This window comes from Apibacter adventoris, from assembly GCF_002964975.1.
Taxonomy (GTDB): Bacteria; Bacteroidota; Bacteroidia; order Flavobacteriales; family Weeksellaceae; genus Apibacter; species Apibacter adventoris.
In genome coordinates this window covers 1-314 of record NZ_PSZM01000022.1, presented here as the reverse complement: position 1 = coordinate 314, position 314 = coordinate 1, and the positions used below count along the sequence as shown (strand labels likewise).

At 37.9% G+C, this 314-nt stretch carries 1 pseudogene; it reads left to right on the top strand.

Going from position 1 to position 314, the window contains the following annotated elements:
• Positions 1-314: pseudogene (locus tag C4S77_RS12940) on the top strand (hypothetical protein); the annotation flags it as partial.

Here is a 314-nt window from a genome sequence, read left to right as displayed (position 1 = left end):
TTTACACAAGAAGAGTTAACTCAACTTAAAGAAAAACACGATCCTAAAAATTATATCTATCCTTTTACCCCCTATACCCAAACAGTCAATTTACAGGGAGCACCGGTTAAATCAGGAATGAGTTTAAAGGCAGTAAATAAAGAGAGGTCAAAAATAAAAGGTCTTGAAAAAATGGGATACTGGGATAACGATGGCGACTGGAGCTGGGATTCCGGCTCTACCACTATAAAAACCGGAGAGTTCCGCGAACAAAACGATCATAGCTCTATATGTCCCAATCAGGACTATTGGTATTATATAACTTTGCGTTATAG